Genomic DNA, 18,200 nt, shown 5'->3' with positions numbered 1-18,200 from the left:
CGGCAGGTGCGGGGCGACGCGGATCGACACGCCTCAGCCGCCGCTGTGGTGCAGCTCGGCCGCGGCCAGCTCGGCCTTGAAGGCGACGTCGAGCTCGCGGCTCTCGAGCCAGCGGTCGGGAAGGGACGGGCGCTTCGGGCTGCCGGCGCGGCCCCGGGGGCCCTCGGCGGCCTCGCCCGGGTACTCCTGCGAGCCGTCGAGGGTCGACAGCAGGTCGTCCATCTGCTGCAGGGACTCGACCGCCGCCAGGCTGGCACGGGTCTCGCCGCCGACGGGGTACCCCTTGAAGTACCAGGCGACGTGCTTGCGGATGTCGCGGCACGCGTGCGGCTCGTCGCCGTCGTAGAACTCGACGAGCAGCTCGGCGTGACGCCGGAAGGCGGCGGCGACCTCGCCGAGCGTGGGCTCGGCCTTGGCGTCCTCGCCGCGGAAGGCCGCCGCGAGGTCGCCGAAGAGCCACGGTCGCCCGAGGCACCCCCGGCCGACGACGACGCCGTCGCAGCCGGTCTCGTCGACCATGCGCAGGGCGTCCGCCGCGGACCAGATGTCGCCGTTGCCCAGCACGGGCACGCTGCTGATGGTCTCCTTCAGGGTGGCGATGGCCGACCAGTCGGCCGTGCCGGAGTAGAACTCGGAGGCGGTGCGCGCGTGGAGCGCGATGCTCGCGACGCCCGCGCCCTCGGCCGCTCGGCCGGCCTCGAGGTAGGTCAGGTGGTCGGCGTCGATGCCCTTCCGCATCTTCACCGTGACCGGGACGTCACCGGCGGCGCGCACGGCCCGCTCGACGATCTCGCGGAACAGGCCGAGCTTCCAGGGGAGGGCTGCTCCCCCGCCCCGACGCGTCACCTTCGCCACCGGGCAGCCGAAGTTGAGGTCGATGTGGTCGGCGCGGTCCTCCGCCACGAGCATGGTGACCGCCTCGGCGACGGTGTTGGGCTCGACCCCGTAGAGCTGGATGCTGCGGAGGGTCTCGCTCTCGTGGTGCTGGATGAGGCGCATCGACTCGGGGGTGCGCTCGACCAGCGCACGGCTCGTGATCATCTCGCTCACGTAGAGACCGGCGCCGTACTCGCGGCAGAGGCGGCGGTAGGCGGTGTTCGTGATGCCGGCCATCGGGGCGAGGACGACGGGCGAGGCCACGTCGATCGGTCCGATCGAGAGGCCGGGGGAAGGAAGGGTGGTGGTGGACATCGGTACGATTCTCCCATGAGCGACGAGGGCGCGACAGTCGGGTCGGCAGCGGGTGTGGACGAGTCGGAGGAGCGGGGAGTCGGGGAGGGACGGGGCGACGGGGGCTCCCCCGCAGCTCCCGGCGCCGACCGGGTGTCGGTCGCGGCCGACCGGCTGGGCCTCGCCGTCGAGGTCGTCGAGCGGCCCGCCGCGGAGAGCCTCGAGGAGGCCGCGGCCCTGCTCGGACTCGACGCATCGTCGGTGGTGAAGAGCCTCGTCGTGAAGCGGCACGACGGGACGTTCCTCTTCGCGCTCGTGCCGGGAGACCGACAGATCTCGTGGAGCAAGCTGCGTTCCGTGGTCGGCGTCAACAAGCTGTCGATGCCCTCGGCCGAGGTGGCCTTCGAGGCCACCGGCTACGAACGCGGCACCATCACCCCGCTGGGCAGCTCGACCGCGTGGCCGGTCTTCGCCGACGAGCGGATCCTGGGGCTGCGCGTCGCCCTCGGGGCCGGTGTCCACGGCCGGAGCGCCCTCGTCGACGCCGACGCGCTCGTCGCGGGCCTCTCGGCGACCGTGGCGGACATCAGCGACTGAGCTCGTTCCTCGCCGTCGCGAGGTGGACGACGACGACGGCGGTGGACGCCGTCGTCGTCGTCGGGCACGACGGACGTCGCGTCAGATCTGACGGCCCTCGTCGAGAGCCTCGACGACGGCCCGGGCGGGTGCCTGGCCGCTCGCGGTGGCCGCGTGCACGTCGGCGACGACGGCCGGCAGGAGGCACGATTCCCCTTCGCAGGCGAGCGCGTCGGCGTCGCCCAGCATCGTGAAGGCCGCGTTCATCGGTCGGCCCCGACGGCAGGGGCTGCTGCGGCGACGCGCTCGGCGACGACCTGCTGCAGCGCCCCGAGGAAGTTCTCCGGCGCCTGGGCGCCGCTGATGCCGTACTTGCCCTCGAGGACGAAGAAGGGCACCCCCGAGATGCCGTACGCCTGGGCCTGCCGCTGGTCGTCCCGGACGTCGGCGAGGTGGGCGTCCGACTCGAGGGCCGCCACGACCTCGTCGCGGTCGAGCCCGATCTCGGCGGCGAGGTCGGCGAGGTCCTGCACCCGGCCGACGTGCCGCCCCTCCTCGAAGTAGGCCGAGAGGAGGCGCTCCTTCATGTCGAGCTGGCGACCCCGGGCCTTCGCGAAGTGCAGCAGCTGGTGCGCCTTGACGGTGTTGGTGTGCTTCAGGGCGTCGAAGTCGTAGGCGAGCCCGACCTCGGCCGCGATCCCGGCAACGTTGTCGAGCATGCCCCGCACCTGGTCGGCCGGCATGCCCTTGTGCTTCGACAGGAAGTCGATCTCGTCGCCCTCGAAGTCCACCGGGGTGTCGGGCGAGAGCTCGAACGAGTGGTACTCGACGGTGACGTCGCCCTCGAACCTCTCGACCGCGGCCTCGAACTTGCGCTTGCCGATGAAGCACCACGGGCAGGCGATGTCGCTCCACACGTCGACGACGACGGGGTCGCGGGGAGAGGGGACGGTGGAGGCGGGGGTCGAGTCGGTCACGCCTGGAGCCAAGTCCGGCCACGCCCCCGGCATTCCCGGGACAGCCTCCAGGACCGCCCGCCCCGAGCAGCCAGGAGCCGCGGGAGCCCCGGCCCGGGCCGTCGGCCGGGGGCAGGACCGCCGGCGGTGCTGATCATCGCGTCGACGGCGGCCTCGGTCTCGGCCCACCGGTGGCGCACGGCGAGGAAGCTCGCCCGGAGCGGCAGGTACCCGGCCCGGGCTGTCAGGCCGTCCTTCCACCTGTCGCGCTCGAACCGGCCCTCGTGGTGCTCTCGGCCGTCCGTCTCGAGACCGACGAGCCCGTCGACGGTCAGGTCGACCGCCTCCCCCAGGGGGCCCACGACCACCTGCCGAGCCACCCGGCGACCACGGAGGCGGAGGCGGGTGCCCGCCACGCTCTCGAGGATGCTCTGGGCGCCGTCGTCGCTCCAGGCCGCCAGGCCCGCCGCGTCGCTCCGGTGAGCTCCGAGCACGGGCTCGACGTCGACCCGGTCGACCACTGCGGCCCGTCGGGCCCAGTCGGCGAGGGCGACGGCGTCCTCGAACGAGTCGGCCTCGACCACGGCTCGCGCCAGGGCGTCGTGCACGTGGACGACGGCCGTCGTGCCGCGGGCCGACACGGCCGGACCGTCCCACACCACCCTCGTGCCCGGCCGGCGGCGGAGCCGTGACGCCGTGCGGGGCACGGAGACGACGACCTGCGACGGTGGCCGCCAGGCCCAGGCTCCCTGCAGGGCCAGCGCGGACGCCCCCGCGAGGCGGCCCCCGACGCCGACGGCGACGAAGCGCGGATCGGTCGGACTCCACGTCGAGTACCACCCCCGGCGGGGCCGCAGCACTCCCCCGTGGCGGACGGCAGCGGTGAGGTGTCGGTCGGACGCGCCGTGCGCGACCAGGTCGCGCTTGTGCAGGAGTCCCCCGGCGTCGTGCACCAGCTCTCGGATCGTCGTCATGGGCCGATCCTGGCGCTCCGCGAGGGCAGGGTCCCGACAGCGCCTGCCCTCCCGTGGACAGGGAACCCCCTGCGGCCGCTGGGGAGGACGCGTCCCGCACCGCGCCTCCCGTCCCTCACGCGCTCCCCGCGCCTCCCCCGCACGCGCGCCCGCGCCTCCCCCTCTCGCGCTCCCCGCGCCTCCCGTCCCCGCACGCGCTCCCCGAGCCTCCCCCGCACGCGCTCCCGCGCCTCCCCCTCTCTCTCGCCGTCTCGTCGTCTCGCTCTCCCGCTCTCCCCCACCCCACCCGGTCACCCGCCCTCCGTCGGCAACTCCTGCTCCCTGCGGCGTGACGCGCCTCGACGCCCCCGCCGACGACGACCGGCAGGAGTTGCCGACGGCGCCGACGCCGGTCGCACAGCCGGTGACGGCACCGCCTCAGCCCGCGTCGCTCCGGGGCCGGTCGGCAACTCCTGCGCGCTGTCGTGGGCCGAGCCGCCGAGCGCGCCGTGGCGACACCCGGCAGGAGTTGCCGACCGCGGCCGAGCCGACGCGGGCAGCCCCCTCCGCCACGCCCGGAGGCCCCCACCGCCCTGGGACCGGTCGGCGACTCCTGCCCGCTGTCGCGGCCCGAGCCGCGGAGCGCGCGCCGGAGACATCGGGCAGGAGTTCCCGACCTCAGCACCAGGGGACACCGGCGGCGAGCGGTGGGGAGACGCCCAGGGTGGGAGGCGGGGGGTCGCTGGCCAGCACCACCAGGCGGAGGCACGGATCAGCGCCCAGCACCACCAGGCGGACGCGGGCGTCAGCGCCCAGCACCACCAGGCGGAGGCGCGGGTCGCTGCCCAGCACCACCAGGCGGAGGCGGGGGCGCGGCGGAGGACCCTGCCGCCTCCAGCCCGGCGTCGACGGTCCGCTGCCGGTTGCGCTACGCGGCGGTCGGCTCGTCCTGCACGCTGCACGTGGGGAGGGGCTGGGCCGCCGCGGAGTGACAGCGAGCAGGAGTTGCCGACCACGGGCGGAGGACGCGCTGCGGGCCGGGACGAGGGCGGCGCCCTGCACGGACTCCGGGGCCGTCGCGAGCGACGGCACCGCGCGTGCAGGCCGCAGGCTCGGACTCCGGGGCGCGTCCCAGGCCAGGACGCGGCGCGGGCGCAGACCTGGACGGAGAGAGGGCCCCGACAGCACGCGCTGTCGGGGCCCTCTCGGCGTGCCGGTCGCCTAGGCGCCGAGCAGCTGCTCCGCCAGGTAGCCGCGGAGGGCCGAGAGCGGCATGCGCTCCTGGGCCATCGTGTCGCGCTCGCGCACCGTGACCGCGTCGTCGTCGAGGGAGTCGAAGTCGACCGTGACGCAGAACGGCGTGCCGATCTCGTCCTGGCGGCGGTAGCGACGCCCGATCGCGCCGGCGTCGTCGAAGTCGATGTTCCAGTACTTGCGCAGGTCGGCGGCCAGGCCCCGGGCGAGCGGCGACAGCTGCTCGTTGCGGCTCAGGGGCAGCACGGCCACCTTGATGGGCGCCAGGCGGCGGTCGAGCTTCAGGACGGTGCGCTTGTCGACGCCGCCCTTCGCGTTCGGCGCCTCGTCCTCCGTGTAGGCGTCGACGAGGAAGGCCATCAGCGAGCGGGTGAGGCCCGCCGCGGGCTCGATGACGTAGGGCGTCCAGCGCTCGTTCTTCGCCTGGTCGAAGTAAGACAAGTCCTTGCCGGAGGCGGCGGCGTGCGTCTTGAGGTCGTAGTCGGTGCGGTTCGCGACGCCCTCGAGCTCGCCGAACTCGCCGCCCGCGAAGCGGAACCGGTACTCGATGTCGACGGTGCGCTTCGAGTAGTGCGACAGCTTCTCGGCCGCGTGCTCGTAGAGGCGGAGGTTGTCGGGGTCGATGCCGAGGTCGACGTACCACTGGAAGCGCTGGTCGATCCAGTACTGGTGCCACTCTTCGTCGGTGCCGGGCTCGACGAAGAACTCCATCTCCATCTGCTCGAACTCGCGGGTGCGGAAGATGAAGTTGCCGGGCGTGATCTCGTTGCGGAAGCTCTTGCCGATCTGGCCGATGCCGAACGGGGGCTTGATGCGCGACGACTGCAGGATGTTGTCGAAGTTGGTGAAGATGCCCTGGGCCGTCTCGGGGCGCAGGTACGCCATGCCCTGCTCGTTGTCGACCGGGCCGAGGAAGGTCTTCAGCAGGCCGGAGAAGTTCTGCGGCTCCGTCCACGAGCCGGGCTGGCCGGTCTCGGGGTCGCGCACGTCGGCGAGGCCGTTCTCCGGCGGGTGGCCGTGCTTGGCCTCGTACGCCTCGAGCAGGTGGTCGGCGCGGTAGCGCTTGTGGGTGTGCAGCGACTCGACCAGCGGGTCGCTGAAGACCTCGACGTGGCCGGAGGCCTCCCACACCTGACGGGGCAGGATGACCGCCGAGTCGAGCCCGACCACGTCGTCGCGGCCCTGCACCATGGTCTGCCACCACTGGCGCTTGATGTTCTCCTTCAGGGCCACGCCGAGGGGGCCGTAGTCCCACGCCGACCGCGATCCGCCGTAGATCTCTCCCGACTGGAAGACGAACCCTCGGCGCTTGGCCAGGGCGATGACGGAATCGAGACGGTTGGGTGCTGCCACGTGTGATGCTCCAGAGAGTCAGGCCGAGCTGGGTGCCCGGTGGGTCGAGGTACCCGGCAACTCTAGCCGCCGAGGTCGCCACGCCAGGGCCGGGGCCCGGGCCGGCGCCACGTCCGGGGCCCCGGCCGGCGTCAGGGCCGGAGGCCCGGCGTCAGGTCCGGAGGGCCCGCACGACGGCCTCGACGTCGTCGCCGTCGTTCCAGAGGTGGAAGGCGACGCGCGCCCGCCCCGCACGGCCCGAGACGGTCAGGCCCGCCGCGGTCATCGCCGCGACGTCGCGGGCCTCCGCGTCGGGCCAGGTGACGATCGCCTGCCCCTGCTCGGCGATGCCGAGGCGTCGGCACAGCTCGTCGCCGAGCCCGCTGGCGTGGGCCCAGGCCTCCGCGACGTCGAGCCGGGAGAAGGCGTCGAGGGCGGGCAGGGCGCCGGCCCACGCCTGCCAGGCCGGCGACACGTCGAACGCCCGGGCGTCGCTCGCGAGGTGCATCTCGGGCCCGTAGCAGGACGACCACACGGACTCCCCCGCGTACCACCCGGCCTGGACGGGCCGGAGCTCGGCGAGGGCCCGCGCCGAGAACGTCGCGAAAGCCGCGCCGCGGGGGCTGCAGAGCCACTTGTAGGCGTGGCAGACCGTCACGTCGACGGTCGCGGCGTCGACCGGCAGCACGCCGGCGGCCTGGGTCAGGTCGCAGACGGTGAGGCTGCCGTGCCGGGCCGCCGCCGCCACGACCGCGGCGTGGTCGGCGACCTCCCCCGTGGCCGACTGCACGGCCGACCAGGCCACCACGGCGGTGCGCTCCCCCACGCTCTCCGCGAGCTCGGCCAGCGGCACGCTCCTCACCGTGACGCCCCGGTGCGCCTGCGCCACGAACGGGAACACCATCGAGCTGAAGTCGCCGTCGACGCAGAGCACCTCGGCGCCGTCGGGGACGGCCGCGGCGACCACCGACACCATCACCGACGTCTGGGAGCCGATCGCGACGGCCGACGTCGGGACGCCGACCGACCGGGCCCACGCGGCCCGCGACTCCTCGACGATCGCCCCGTAGTCGACGGGCGACCGGCGCCCCGTCCGCCAGGCCTCCTGGTCACGCTGCTGCGCCTCCAGCGTCGCGGCCAGCGGCAGCCCCATGGTGCAGGCCGCGAGGTAGCCGGTGCCGCGGGCGAACTGCCCCGCGAGGTCCGCGACGGAGAGCGGGGCGCCGGTCGGGGCCGGGAGGGTGCGGGCGGGTGCGGTCATGCCTCCAGGGTGACGACCCGCCTCCGTCACGACAACCGCCAGCTCTGCTCGTCATCCATAACCCGGGGTTATGGTCGAACCATGAGCGACGACGTCGACCTGCAGACCCTCCGGGTCGTGAGGGCCCTGGCCGAGACGGGCACCATCACCGCGGCGGCCGCCCGCCTGGGCTACAGCCAGCCCGCCGTCAGCCAGCACCTGCGACGCGCGGAGGCGCGGGTCGGCCACCCGCTCGTCCTGCGGTCGGGCCGCGGGGTCGCCCTCACCGAGGCCGGCCGACGTCTCGCCGAGCACGCCGTGCACGTGCAGGCCGCGCTCGACGCCGCGCGGCAGGAGCTCGACCACCTGGGCGGGGCGACGTCCGGCCGGGTCCGCCTGGCGGGCTTCCCCAGCGCCTCCTCGACCCTCGTGCCCGAGGTCCTCTCCGCCTTGCACCGGAGCCGCCCCGGGCTGCGGGTGGACTACGTCGAGGCCGAGCCGCCGGAGGCGCTGGCCCTGGTCAGGGACGGCCTCGCCGACGTGGCCCTGGTCTTCGGGCACGCCGGGGCGGGCGCGCCCTCGCCGGCCCCGCTGCCGGACTCCCTGCGGGAGCACCCCGCGTTCGTCGACGAGACCGTGCTCGTGGTGCCGCGCGCGCACGGGTTCCAGCCCGGCGACGACTTCGCCTCGCTCGCGGCGGAGCGCTGGATCGGCGGGTGCCCGCGCTGTCGGGGTCACCTGCTCGCGTCGTGCGCGTCGGCGGGCTTCGAGCCCGAGATCGTGCTCGAGACCGACAACGCCCTCGCGGTGCTCGGGCTCGTCGCGTCGGGGCTCGGCGTCGCCCTCCTGCCGGGGCTCTCGTTGCAGGCCGCGGCGGTGTCGGACGGCGTGCGGGTCGTGCCGCTTCCGCGCGGGATGGCCCGCGTCATCTCCGTGGTCCACCGACGCGGGGCCCGACGGGTGCCGAGCGTGCGGCTGCTGGCCGAGGCCCTGCACGCGGTCGATCCCGCGGTGCACGGGCTCCGGGGCGTCGTGGGGCCCGAGGCCGCTCCGGCCCCCGCCTCCCGCGTCGGCGTCGGGGGGCCCGGCTAGGCTGGCGATCCGCCCGCCGTGCCGCCCGCCCGGCCTCCCGCCCGAGAGGTGCCTGCCCCGTGTCGAGAAGAACCCTCGCCTCCGCCGCCCTGCTCTCCGCGGCCCTCCTGGGGCTGACCGGGTGCTACGCCGACCTCGACACCCTGCGCCCCGCCGACGGCTCGTCCGGGGCGTCGGGGTCCGACCCCGGGCAGGGCTCCTCCGGCGTCCCGCAGCCCCAGGTGACCGGGGCGCCCGGCACCGGTGGCGGCTCGGCCGCCGACGACCTCGTGCCCGGCGGCGCGCTGCTGAACCAGGTCAACTACAAGGACCTCACGATCTACGTCTACGGCGTCGGTGAGCTCACGACCACCGAACCGTCGATCTTCGCGCGGCCGGACGGCACCGACCCCTACCCGGCCGGCACGACGGTCGAGGCGACCGTCTACGTGCTGTCGAACGCCTCGCAGCGCCGGCTCGACCTCACCGACCTCTCGGCCGACTACTCGTCGTACGGCAACGACCTCGCCCAGCAGGACACCTTCGCCGGGCAGGACCTCATCACGAGCCAGGGCTGGTCGACCGAGCTGGCGACGCAGTTCCCCGCCGACGCGACGTCGTGGTACCTGCTGCCCGGCGAGCAGGTCGTGTTCGGCAACGCCTGGTTCCACCGTCAGGCCGACGGGCCGTTGACGCTGCAGTTCCTCTGGCCCGCCGAGCGCATCTTCCTCGGGGCCAACGTCCAGTTCTGAGGCTCAGGCGCCCTGGCCGGGAGCGTCGACGGCCCCGCCGAACCGGCGCGCCCGACGGGCGTAGGTGGTGACGGCTCCCCAGAGGTCCTCGCGGGTGAAGTCGGGCCAGAGCGTGTCGAGGAAGACCATCTCGGCGTAGGCCGACTGCCACAGCAGGAAGTTGCTCGTCCGCTGCTCGCCCGAGCTGCGGACGAAGAGGTCGACGTCGGGGAGGTCGGCCGTGTAGAGGTGCTTCTGGATCAGCTTCTCGCTGACCCCCGACGGCTTGATGCGCCCGGCCGCGACCCCCTCGGCGATCTCGCGGACGGCGTCGGCGATCTCGGTGCGGCCGCCGTAGTTGACGCACATCGTGAGGGTCAGCACGTCGTTGTCGCGCGTGAGCTGCTCGGCGAACTGCAGCTCCTTGATGACGGAGCCCCACAGCCGCGGCTTCCGGCCCGCCCAGCGCACCCGGACGCCCCAGGCGTTGAGCTGGTCGCGTCGACGGTGCAGCACCTCGCGGTTGAAGCCCATGAGGAAGCGCACCTCGTCGGGCGAGCGCTTCCAGTTCTCGGTCGAGAAGGCGTAGACGCTGAGGTGCTTGACGCCCAGCTGGATCGCGCCCGCGACGACGTCGAGCAGGCTCGCCTCGCCGGCCTTGTGGCCCTCCACCCTCGTCAGGCCGCGACCGTTGGCCCACCTTCCGTTGCCGTCCATCACGATGGCGACGTGCTCGGGCACGGCCGCGGCGGGCAGCTCGGGCGGGTAGAGGCCCGTCCAGTCGAGGGGGCGGAAGTCGACGGCGTCGCGGTGGGTCTTCTTCACGGGGTCCCTCCGGGGGCGTGCAGGGTCGGGGTGGTCGGATGGACCGCGGGCACGGGCACGGGCACGACGGTGGCCGCGAGTGCTGCCGCCTCGGCCGCGGCCGTCGCGCGGACGCCGGGCGAGAGCTGCGGTCGCCCCGGCTCGCGGTCGAGGTGCTGCATCGACCGGAGGCCACGCTCGAGGTGCCACTGCGTGTAGGCCGCGACGACGCCACTGGCCTGGTTGCGCGTCGCCTCGCTCGCCGCCTCCGCGGTGGCCCAGTCGCCGGTGAGCAGCGCGGCGAGGAGGCCGAGCGCCTCGCGCGACAGGCGAGGAGCCCCGGGAGGCGCGTGCGAGTCCGCGACGACACCGCCCAGCTGGACGACGAACGCCGAGTGCGGCCCGGGTGCACCCGTGACGGCGCAGTCCCCGAAGCTGGGTGACCACCCGGCGACGCTGAGGGCCCGGAGGAGGTACGAGTCGAGCGTCAGCTGCGGCGCGTGCTCGTGCCGCGAGAGCGACCGCAGCGCCCCCACCAGCAGGAGGTACTGCTGGAGGCCGGCCTCCGCCTCCGTCAGCTTGTCGGCCGTCTCGACCATGACGCTGCCGGCGGTGTAACTGGCGTAGTCGCTCGCGATGAGGGCGCCGTACGAGCCGAGGGACTCCGCCTGCTGGACGATGTCGAGCGAGCGGCCCTCGTAGAGCTGCAGGTCGGCGACCATCATCGGCTCGAGGCGGGCCCCGAACTTCGACGCGGTGCGACGGACGCCCTTGGCGACGGCTCGGATCTTGCCGTGCTGGCGGCTGAGCATGGTGACGATGCGGTCGGCCTCACCCAGCTTGTGGGTGCGCAGCACGACGCATTCATCACGGTAGACGGGCACCGACCCATGATCCCACGCGTGGTACAAACGTCGGATGCACGCCACGGCCTTCGCCATCCCCCTCTGGGCTGATCTCCTGGCCGTCGGCGTGGGGAGCCTCCAGGGCGCGATGTTCGCCTCCGAGTTCAAGGACCGCCGCCTCGACCTGCTCGGCGTCGCCATCATCGGCATCGCGACCGGGCTCGGCGGCGGCATCCTCCGCGACGTCCTGCTCGGGCAGGTGCCGCGCATGATGGCGAGCAACTGGTACCTGCTGGTCGCGGTCGCCGCCGCGCTCGTCGGAATGGCGCTGCAGCGCCTCTTCCACCGGCTCGCCAGCGTCATCACGGCCCTCGACGCCCTGACGATCGGGCTCTTCGGCGCGATCGGCTCGACGAAGGCGCTGTCGCTCGGGCTGCCGGAGATCCCGGCGATCTTCGTGGGGGTGATCTCCGCCGTGGGCGGTTCGGTGCTCCGCGACGTCCTCATGAACCTCACGATCGCGATGATGCACGTGGGGTCGCTCTACGCCGTCGCGGCCGCGGGCGGCACCGTGGTGCTCGTCAGCCTCGTCTCCCTCGGCGTGCCCGCGGCGGCCGCCGCCGTGATCGGCACGTCGGTGACGCTGGTGATCCGGCTGCTGGCCGTGCGCTTCGGCTGGACGCTGCCCGAGCAGCGCTCGCTCAGCCGCCTGCCCCGCTGGCGCCGGCCCCGCTGAGCCGGCCCGCGCCTCCTCGCGGTCGCGGGCGGTCGCCCTCGTTCGCGCCGGGGCCCCGCTCGCCGGGCCCCGGAAGGGACCGGTCGGCAACTCCTGCCCCGTGGCGCGCCAGGGGCTCAGGCGTCGTTCTCGACGACGGTGCGCAGGAGTTGCCGACCGGGGGGATGCGCGTGACGAGCCGACGAGGTCGGCCAGAAGCCGAGGCTGCGGCTGCGGCTACGGCCACGGCAGAGGCCACGGGCTCGAGCCCCGGCCACGGCCACGACTACGGCCACGGAGGCTAGACGGCGGCGAGCTCGCGCGTCTCCGACGTCTGGCGGATGGCCCGGTTGACGGCCGAGACGATCGCCTTGAGCGACGCGGTGGAGCTGTCGGCGTCGATCCCGACGCCCCAGAGGCGCGTGCCGTCGACGTCGAGGTCGACGTACGCCGCGGCCTGTGCGTCGCCGCTCGCGCTGAGCGTGTGCTCGACGAAGTCGTACAGCTTGACCGAGACGCCCTGCTCGCTGAGCACGGAGAGGAACGCCGCGATCGGACCGGTGCCGCGACCGGTCGTCAGCTGGCGCTCGTCGCCGACGCGCAGCTCGACGTCGAGGCTGGTCTCGCCGCTCATGTCGCTCGACGTGCCCGTGCGGGTCAGCTCGAAGCGGCCCCACTTCTCGTCGGCGTCGTCGGCGGGCAGGTACTCGTCCTGGAAGATCGACCAGATGTGCGCGCTCGTCATCTCGCCGCCCTCGGCGTCGGTGCGCGACTGCACGACGCCGCTGAACTCGATCTGCAGCTTGCGGGGCAGGTCGATCGCGTGGTCGGCCTTCAGCAGGTAGGCCACGCCGCCCTTGCCGGACTGCGAGTTGACGCGGATGACGGCCTCGTAGCTGCGGCCGAGGTCCTTCGGGTCGACCGGCAGGTAGGGCACGGCCCACTCGAGCTGGTCGACGTCGACGCCCCGCTCGGCGGCGGTCGCCGCCATCGCCTCGAAGCCCTTCTTGATGGCGTCCTGGTGCGAGCCGGAGAAGGCCGTGTAGACCAGGTCGCCCGCCCAGGGGCTGCGCTCGTGGACGGGCAGCTGGTTGCAGTGCTCCGCGGTGCGCTTGACCATGTCGAGGTCGCTGAAGTCGATCTGCGGGTCGATGCCCTGCGTGAACAGGTTGATGCCCAGGGCGACGAGGTCGACGTTGCCCGTCCGCTCGCCGTTGCCGAAGAGGCAGCCCTCGATGCGGTCGGCGCCGGCCAGGTAGCCCAGCTCGGCGGCGGCGATGCCGGTGCCGCGGTCGTTGTGGGGGTGCAGCGACAGGATGACGCTGTCGCGACGCGCCAGGTTGCGGTGCATCCACTCGATCGAGTCGGCGTACACGTTCGGCGTCGCCATCTCGACGGTGGCCGGCAGGTTGATGATCACGGGGCGGTCAGGAGTCGCGTCGAAGGCCTCGATCACCTGGTTGCAGATGTCGCGCGCGAACTCCAGCTCGGTGCCGGTGTAGCTCTCGGGCGAGTACTCGTAGAACACGGTGGTCTCGGGGATCGTCGCCTCGTGCTCGCGGCAGAGCCGGACTCCCTCCAGGGCGATGTCGACGATGCCCTGGCGGTCGGTGCGGAAGACGACGTCACGCTGGAGGACGCTCGTGCTGTTGTACAGGTGGACGATCGCCTGCTTCGCCCCCGCGATCGACTCGTACGTGCGTGCGATGAGGTGCTCCCGCGCCTGCGTCAGCACCTGGATCGTCACGTCGTCGGGGATGGCGCCCTCGTCGATGAGGCTGCGCACGAAGTCGAAGTCGGTCTGCGAGGCGCTCGGGAAGCCGACCTCGATCTCCTTGTAGCCCATGCCGACCAGCAGGTCGAACATGATGCGCTTGCGCTCGGGGCTCATCGGGTCGATCAGCGCCTGGTTGCCGTCGCGGAGGTCGACGGCGCACCAGCGCGGGGCCTGCTCGATCCGCTTGGCGGGCCACGTCCTGTCGGGCAGGTCGACGACGATCTGCTCGTGGAACGGGCGGTACTTGTGGATCGGCATGGCCGAGGGCTGCTGTGCGTTCTTCATGGTCTCAGGTCTCTCTCGCCCCGCGAGGGGCTGTCTTCGCGTGTGGGTCGGCCGACGGCGAACTCCGCGACGAGGGAGGCCAGGGTCAGGACTCGTCGCGGCGGCGAAGGAGGAGGAGCACACAGGTGAGCACGTGCCGAGGCTAGCACCGACCCCGACGGCCCGCAGGACCGTGACGACGCAGGCGCCCGGCTACTCCGCCAGCCCGTGCTCGTACGCGTAGACGACGAGCTGCACCCGGTCGCGCAGCGACAGCTTCGACAGCACGCGGCTGATGTGCGTCTTGACCGTGGCCTCGCTGAGGTACTCCCGCCCGGCGATCTCGGAGTTGCTGAGCCCGCGGGCGGCGAGGTCGAAGATGTCGCGCTCGCGCGTGGTGAGCGTGCCGAACGCGGCGGGCACCGCGGCGGCCCGCGCCGACCGCCCGTCGAAGTGCTCGAAGAGCTCGCGGGTGGCGGAGGCGGCGATGACGGCGTTGCCGGCGTGCACGGTCCGGATGGCCGCGAGCAGGAACTCGGGGTCGGCGTCCTTGAGGACGAACCCGCTGGCCCCGCCCCGGATGGCCCGGGTCGCGGCCTCGTCGAGGTCGAAGGTCGTGAGCACGATGACGCGCGGAGGCTTGCGGGAGGCGGCCTGCGCCTGGGCGAGGACTGCCGTCGTCGCGGCGATGCCGTCCATGACGGGCATGCGGATGTCCATCAGCACCACGTCGGGGCGGGTCGCCGCGACCATGGCGACGCCCTCCTCCCCGTTGCTGGCCTCGCCGACGAACTCGAGGTCGGGCTGCGAGCTGACGAGCATCTTGATGCCGGCCCGGAAGAGGGCCTGGTCGTCGACGAGCGCGACTCGGACGGCGGTGGCGGGCGTGGTGGGGCTCATCGGCGGATTCCTACTTCTTGGGTGAGGGCGAGGGTGGGCACGACGGCGTGCACGACGAAGCGGCCGTCGGCGTCCTGCGTGGTCAGCGAGCCCCCGGCGAGGGTCGCGCGCTCGCGCATCCCGTCGAGGCCGTGCCCGCCGCCGCGTCGGTCGTCTCCGCCGGGGCGGGTGTCGACGGGCTGGGTGGCGGGCCGGACGACGTTCGTGACGACCAGGTGGAGGGCCTCGTACCGCCAGTCGAAGAGGAGGTCGACGGGCGCGCCCGCGGCGCCGTGGCGCAGCACGTTCGTCAGCGACTCCTGCACGATCCGGAAGACCGCGAGCTGCCGGTTGGTGCCCAGCACCTGCGCCTCGCCCTGCACCCGGTGCTCGATGACCAGGCCGGAGGCGCGCATCTGCTCCAGCAGCCGGTCGAGGTCGCCGAGGGCCGGCTGGGGCGCCTCCCCCTGGCTGTGGCGGAGCTGCCCGAGCAGCACGCGGACGTCGCCGAGCGCCTCCCGGGCCGTGGTCGCGATGGTGACGAGGGCGTCGTCGACGGACCCGGCGTCGACCCTTGCCGCGTAGCGCGCGCCGTCGGCCTGGGCGATGACGACGGCCAGGGAGTGCGCGACGACGTCGTGCATGTCGCGGGCGATGCGGTTGCGCTCCTGCTCGACCGCCACGTCGCGCTCGGCCCGGGCGGCCTCCCGCTCGATGCGGGCGACCTCGCCCTCCGCCCGTGCCGTCTCGCGCTCGGCGATGAGCTGCGCCTCACGGCTGAGGCGCTCGGACGACCGTGCCCGCGCCAGCAGGCCGCCCGCCCACGGCAGGCCGAGGAGGGCGAGGAAGCCGAGGAAGGTGATGCCCAGCTGGAGCAGGATCCGCACGACGTCCTGCAGGCCGTAGACCGTGTAGTCGATGCCGAAGAGCGTGGTCTGCACGCTCGTCACGTAGAAGGTGCCCACGGCGGCCCCGACGACCGTGGAGACGAGCCCCGCCCACTTCGTCGCCTCGGTGCCGTAGGCGGCGACCGTGTAGAGCACCGCGCAGATCGCCAGGTTGCTCACGCCGGGGCTGGTCTGCGAGAGCATCTCGCCGATCGCCACCACCCAGGCGAGCGCGAGCGACGGGCCCGGGGCGAGCCGCCGGACGGCGAGAGTCGCCGTCATGCCCGCGATCACCAGCCCGGCCGCCGTGCCTCCCGCGCTGAGCCCCAGCGCGACGACCCCGAGGACGACCGCGGCCGACACGTCGACGACCACCTGGTACGGGGCGAGTCGTCGGAAGATCACCGCACCACCGTACGGCCCGCGACCCCGCCCGACGACACCGACGGCACCCCGGACGACGAGAGGACGACGGGGATCATCCTGTGGAGGGACACCGCCCTGGTCAGAAGCCGAGGCGGCCGAGCAGCTTCGGGTCCCGCTGCCAGTCCTTCGCGACCTTGACCCGGATCGACAGGAAGACCTGCTTGCCGACGAGCGGCTCGATCTGTGCGCGGGCGCGGGCGCCGACCTCGCGGAGGCGAGCGCCGCCTCCCCCGATGACGATGCCCTTCTGGCTGTCGCGCTCGACGAAGAGGTTCGCGTAGATCTCGAGCAGGTCGCGGTCGTCGCGCTCGATCATGTCGTCGATCGTGACGGCCAGCGAGTGGGGCAGCTCGTCCTCCACGCCCTCGAGGGCGGCCTCGCGGATGAACTCGGCGATCCGGTCCTGCACGACCTCCTCCGTGACGGCGTCGGCCGGGTAGAGCGGCTGCGAGACCGGCATCAGCTTGATCAGCTCGGTGGTGAGCACGTCGAGCTGCACGCCCTCGACGGCGGAGAGCGGGATGATCGCCTCCCAGTCGCGCAGCTTGCTCACGGCGAGCAGCTGCTCCGCCACGGCGGGCCGCGAGATCGTGTCGGTCTTCGTCACGATGGCGACCTTCTTCGCCCGGGGGAAGGCGTCGAGCTGCTCGTTGATGAACTTGTCGCCGGGGCCGATCTTCTCGTCGGCCGGCACGCAGAAGCCGATGACGTCGACGTCGCCGAGCGTCGTCTGGACGACGCTGTTGAGGCGTTCGCCGAGGAGGGTGCGGGGGCGGTGCATGCCCGGGGTGTCGACGACGACGAGCTGACCGACCTCGCGGTGGACGATGCCGCGGATGGCGCGGCGCGTCGTCTGCGGCTTCGACGAGGTGATCGCCACCTTCTCGCCGACGAGGGCGTTCGTCAGCGTCGACTTGCCGACGTTCGGGCGGCCGACGAACGAGACGAAGCCCGCGCGGTAGGTGGACCCCGCCGGAGGCGCGGCGGAGGTGCGGTCGGCGTCGTCGGTGTTCGTCATGGTGCTTCTCTCGTCGTGGCGGGTGCGGGGTCGGCCTCGGCGGCCGTCAGGTCGGGACTGCGCTCGACGAGCACGGTCTGCAGGTCGTGCCGGCGGCCCTCGGTCCGGTCGGCGGTCAGCACGAGACCGGACACGGTCACGACCGAGCCCTTCTCGGGCAGCCGGCCGAGGGCCTTGGTGAGGAGGCCGCCGACGGAGTCGACGTCGTCGTCGTCGAGCTCGAGGCCGAACAGGTCGCCGAGCTCGTCGACGGGCATGCGCGCGCTGACGCGGAAGACCCCGGGGCTGACCTCACGGTGGGCGGCGACCGTGCGGTCGTACTCGTCGCTGATGTCTCCGACGAGCTCCTCGATGAGGTCCTCCAGGGTGACGAGCCCGGCGATGCCGCCGTACTCGTCGACGACCATCGCGAGGTGGTTCTTGTCGACCTGCATCTGGCGGAGGGTGTCGTCGGCCTTCTTCGACTCGGGGACGAAGAGGGCGGGGCGGGCGAGCGCCACGACCGGCGCCGAGTCGTCGCCGACGTGCTCGTGCAGGCGTCGGGCGAGGTCACGGAGGTAGACCACTCCGACGACGTCGTCGCTGTCGCGGCCGACGACCGGCACGCGCGACACGCCCCGGCCGAGGAAGAGGCTCATGGCCGAGCCGACGGTCGCCGTCGCCTCGACGGTCACCATGTCGGTGCGGGGCACCATGACCTCGCGGACGACGGTGTCGCTGAACTCGAAGATCGAGTGGATGAGCTCCCGGTCGTCCTCCTCGAGCACGTCGAGCTCGGTGGCCTCGTCGACCATGCTGAGCAGCTGTTCCTCCGACGAGAAGGACGCGGTGCGCGGCCGCCCCGGGGTGACCCGGTTGCCGACGGCGACCAGGGCGTCGGCCAGGGGGCCGAGCACGAGCCGCAGGGCCCGGACGAGCCCGGCCGTGACGACCACGAGCCCGCGGGCGTGGGCACGGCCGACGCTGCGGGGGCTCGAGCCCACCAGCACGAACGACACGACGGTCATGATGAGCGCCGACAGCAGCAGGGCCAGCCACCACTGGTCGACGGCCGTCGCGAACGAGAGCGTGACGAGCACGGCCGCCGACGTCTCGGCGACGATGCGCATGAAGTTGACGGCGTTGACGTGGGCGCCGACGTCGTCGGCGACGGCGAGCAGGGCCGCCCGGCTGCGCGGGGAGGCCTCGGCCTCCTCGTGCAGGTCGCCCCGGCTGAGGACGCCCAGGGCCGAGTCGACGGCCGCGAGCAGCCCTCCGAGGACGACGAGCACGACGGCCACGATGACGAACACGGTGACCATC

The 18,200-nt window shown here is 73.3% G+C and carries 16 protein-coding genes and 1 pseudogene; 4 read left to right on the top strand and 13 right to left on the bottom strand.

Annotated features, from left to right (window positions below):
• Positions 1-33 precede the first annotated feature (33 nt).
• Positions 34-1,191, bottom strand: a complete 1,158-nt coding sequence (gene dusB, locus IFT45_RS06870; protein WP_056054265.1) for a tRNA dihydrouridine synthase DusB — start codon at positions 1,189-1,191, stop codon at positions 34-36.
• 15 nt (positions 1,192-1,206) lie between these two features.
• On the opposite strand from dusB, the gene IFT45_RS06865 reads away from it, so the two are divergent.
• Complete coding sequence (locus IFT45_RS06865; RefSeq protein WP_192127335.1) at positions 1,207-1,767, top strand: aminoacyl-tRNA deacylase; 561 nt, start codon at positions 1,207-1,209, stop codon at positions 1,765-1,767.
• A gap of 81 nt (positions 1,768-1,848) precedes the next feature.
• Here the strand turns inward: IFT45_RS06865 and IFT45_RS06860 are convergent, their stop codons facing one another.
• The 5 genes from IFT45_RS06860 to IFT45_RS06840 all read right to left on the bottom strand — a co-directional run bounded on the left by IFT45_RS06860 (position 1,849) and on the right by IFT45_RS06840 (position 7,502).
• Positions 1,849-2,013, bottom strand: coding sequence for a hypothetical protein (locus IFT45_RS06860; protein ID WP_192127333.1), 165 nt, complete (start codon positions 2,011-2,013; stop codon positions 1,849-1,851).
• Positions 2,010-2,723 (bottom strand): DsbA family protein, encoded by a 714-nt coding sequence (locus IFT45_RS06855; protein WP_371810893.1) that lies wholly within the window; start codon positions 2,721-2,723, stop codon positions 2,010-2,012. The genes IFT45_RS06860 and IFT45_RS06855 overlap by 4 nt, the downstream gene beginning before the upstream one ends.
• Positions 2,720-3,676 carry a hypothetical protein gene (locus IFT45_RS06850; RefSeq protein ID WP_192045622.1) on the bottom strand — a complete coding sequence of 319 codons (957 nt, stop codon included), beginning with the start codon at positions 3,674-3,676 and terminating at the stop codon, positions 2,720-2,722. Before IFT45_RS06850 ends, IFT45_RS06855 begins: the two co-directional genes overlap by 4 nt.
• Positions 3,677-4,876: 1,200 nt before the next feature.
• Positions 4,877-6,262, bottom strand: a complete 1,386-nt coding sequence (locus IFT45_RS06845) for a glycine--tRNA ligase (RefSeq protein WP_056054249.1) — start codon at positions 6,260-6,262, stop codon at positions 4,877-4,879.
• Between the two features lie 151 nt (positions 6,263-6,413).
• Positions 6,414-7,502, bottom strand: coding sequence for an aminotransferase class V-fold PLP-dependent enzyme (locus IFT45_RS06840; RefSeq protein ID WP_192127329.1), 1,089 nt, complete (start codon positions 7,500-7,502; stop codon positions 6,414-6,416).
• A gap of 81 nt (positions 7,503-7,583) precedes the next feature.
• Here IFT45_RS06840 and IFT45_RS06835 point away from each other — a divergent pair, with 81 nt between their 5' ends.
• Both IFT45_RS06835 and IFT45_RS06830 read left to right on the top strand, forming a co-directional pair.
• The gene (locus IFT45_RS06835; protein ID WP_185232365.1) at positions 7,584-8,573 is read left to right on the top strand and encodes a LysR family transcriptional regulator; all 990 of its coding nucleotides are present in this window, start codon (positions 7,584-7,586) and stop codon (positions 8,571-8,573) included.
• A 59-nt stretch (positions 8,574-8,632) separates the two neighbouring features.
• Entirely contained in the window at positions 8,633-9,304 is a 672-nt protein-coding gene (locus tag IFT45_RS06830) for a hypothetical protein (protein ID WP_167259037.1), read from the top strand.
• A 3-nt stretch (positions 9,305-9,307) separates the two neighbouring features.
• Here the strand turns inward: IFT45_RS06830 and IFT45_RS06825 are convergent, their stop codons facing one another.
• Together IFT45_RS06825 and recO are read right to left on the bottom strand one after the other, a co-directional pair.
• Entirely contained in the window at positions 9,308-10,108 is an 801-nt protein-coding gene (locus tag IFT45_RS06825; RefSeq protein ID WP_192127327.1) for an isoprenyl transferase, read from the bottom strand.
• A 143-nt stretch (positions 10,109-10,251) separates the two neighbouring features.
• A pseudogene (gene recO / locus IFT45_RS06820) lies at positions 10,252-10,971 on the bottom strand (DNA repair protein RecO); the annotation flags it as partial.
• A gap of 34 nt (positions 10,972-11,005) precedes the next feature.
• On the opposite strand from recO, the gene IFT45_RS06815 reads away from it, so the two are divergent.
• Entirely contained in the window at positions 11,006-11,668 is a 663-nt protein-coding gene (locus IFT45_RS06815; RefSeq protein ID WP_056054235.1) for a trimeric intracellular cation channel family protein, read from the top strand.
• A gap of 280 nt (positions 11,669-11,948) precedes the next feature.
• Here IFT45_RS06815 and leuA read toward each other — a convergent pair whose 3' ends face one another.
• The 5 genes from leuA to IFT45_RS06790 form a co-directional block, all read right to left on the bottom strand.
• A complete protein-coding gene (gene leuA, locus IFT45_RS06810; RefSeq protein ID WP_056054232.1) occupies positions 11,949-13,709 on the bottom strand; it encodes a 2-isopropylmalate synthase in 1,761 nt (586 codons plus the stop codon).
• Positions 13,710-13,901: 192 nt separating this feature from the next.
• A complete protein-coding gene (locus IFT45_RS06805; protein ID WP_056054229.1) occupies positions 13,902-14,588 on the bottom strand; it encodes a response regulator transcription factor in 687 nt (228 codons plus the stop codon).
• A complete protein-coding gene (locus IFT45_RS17475; RefSeq protein ID WP_056054226.1) occupies positions 14,585-15,859 on the bottom strand; it encodes a sensor histidine kinase in 1,275 nt (424 codons plus the stop codon). Before IFT45_RS17475 ends, IFT45_RS06805 begins: the two co-directional genes overlap by 4 nt.
• A gap of 100 nt (positions 15,860-15,959) precedes the next feature.
• A complete protein-coding gene (gene era, locus IFT45_RS06795) occupies positions 15,960-16,898 on the bottom strand; it encodes a GTPase Era (protein WP_167259033.1) in 939 nt (312 codons plus the stop codon).
• Positions 16,895-18,199: a hemolysin family protein gene (locus IFT45_RS06790; RefSeq protein WP_056054220.1), complete on the bottom strand. Its 1,305-nt coding sequence runs from the start codon at positions 18,197-18,199 to the stop codon at positions 16,895-16,897. The genes era and IFT45_RS06790 overlap by 4 nt, the downstream gene beginning before the upstream one ends.
• Position 18,200 lies beyond the last annotated feature (1 nt).

This window comes from Frigoribacterium sp. CFBP 13707 (assembly GCF_014842245.1).
Classification (GTDB): domain Bacteria; phylum Actinomycetota; class Actinomycetes; order Actinomycetales; family Microbacteriaceae; genus Frigoribacterium; species Frigoribacterium endophyticum.
This window is presented reverse-complemented; position numbering and strand designations above follow the sequence as displayed.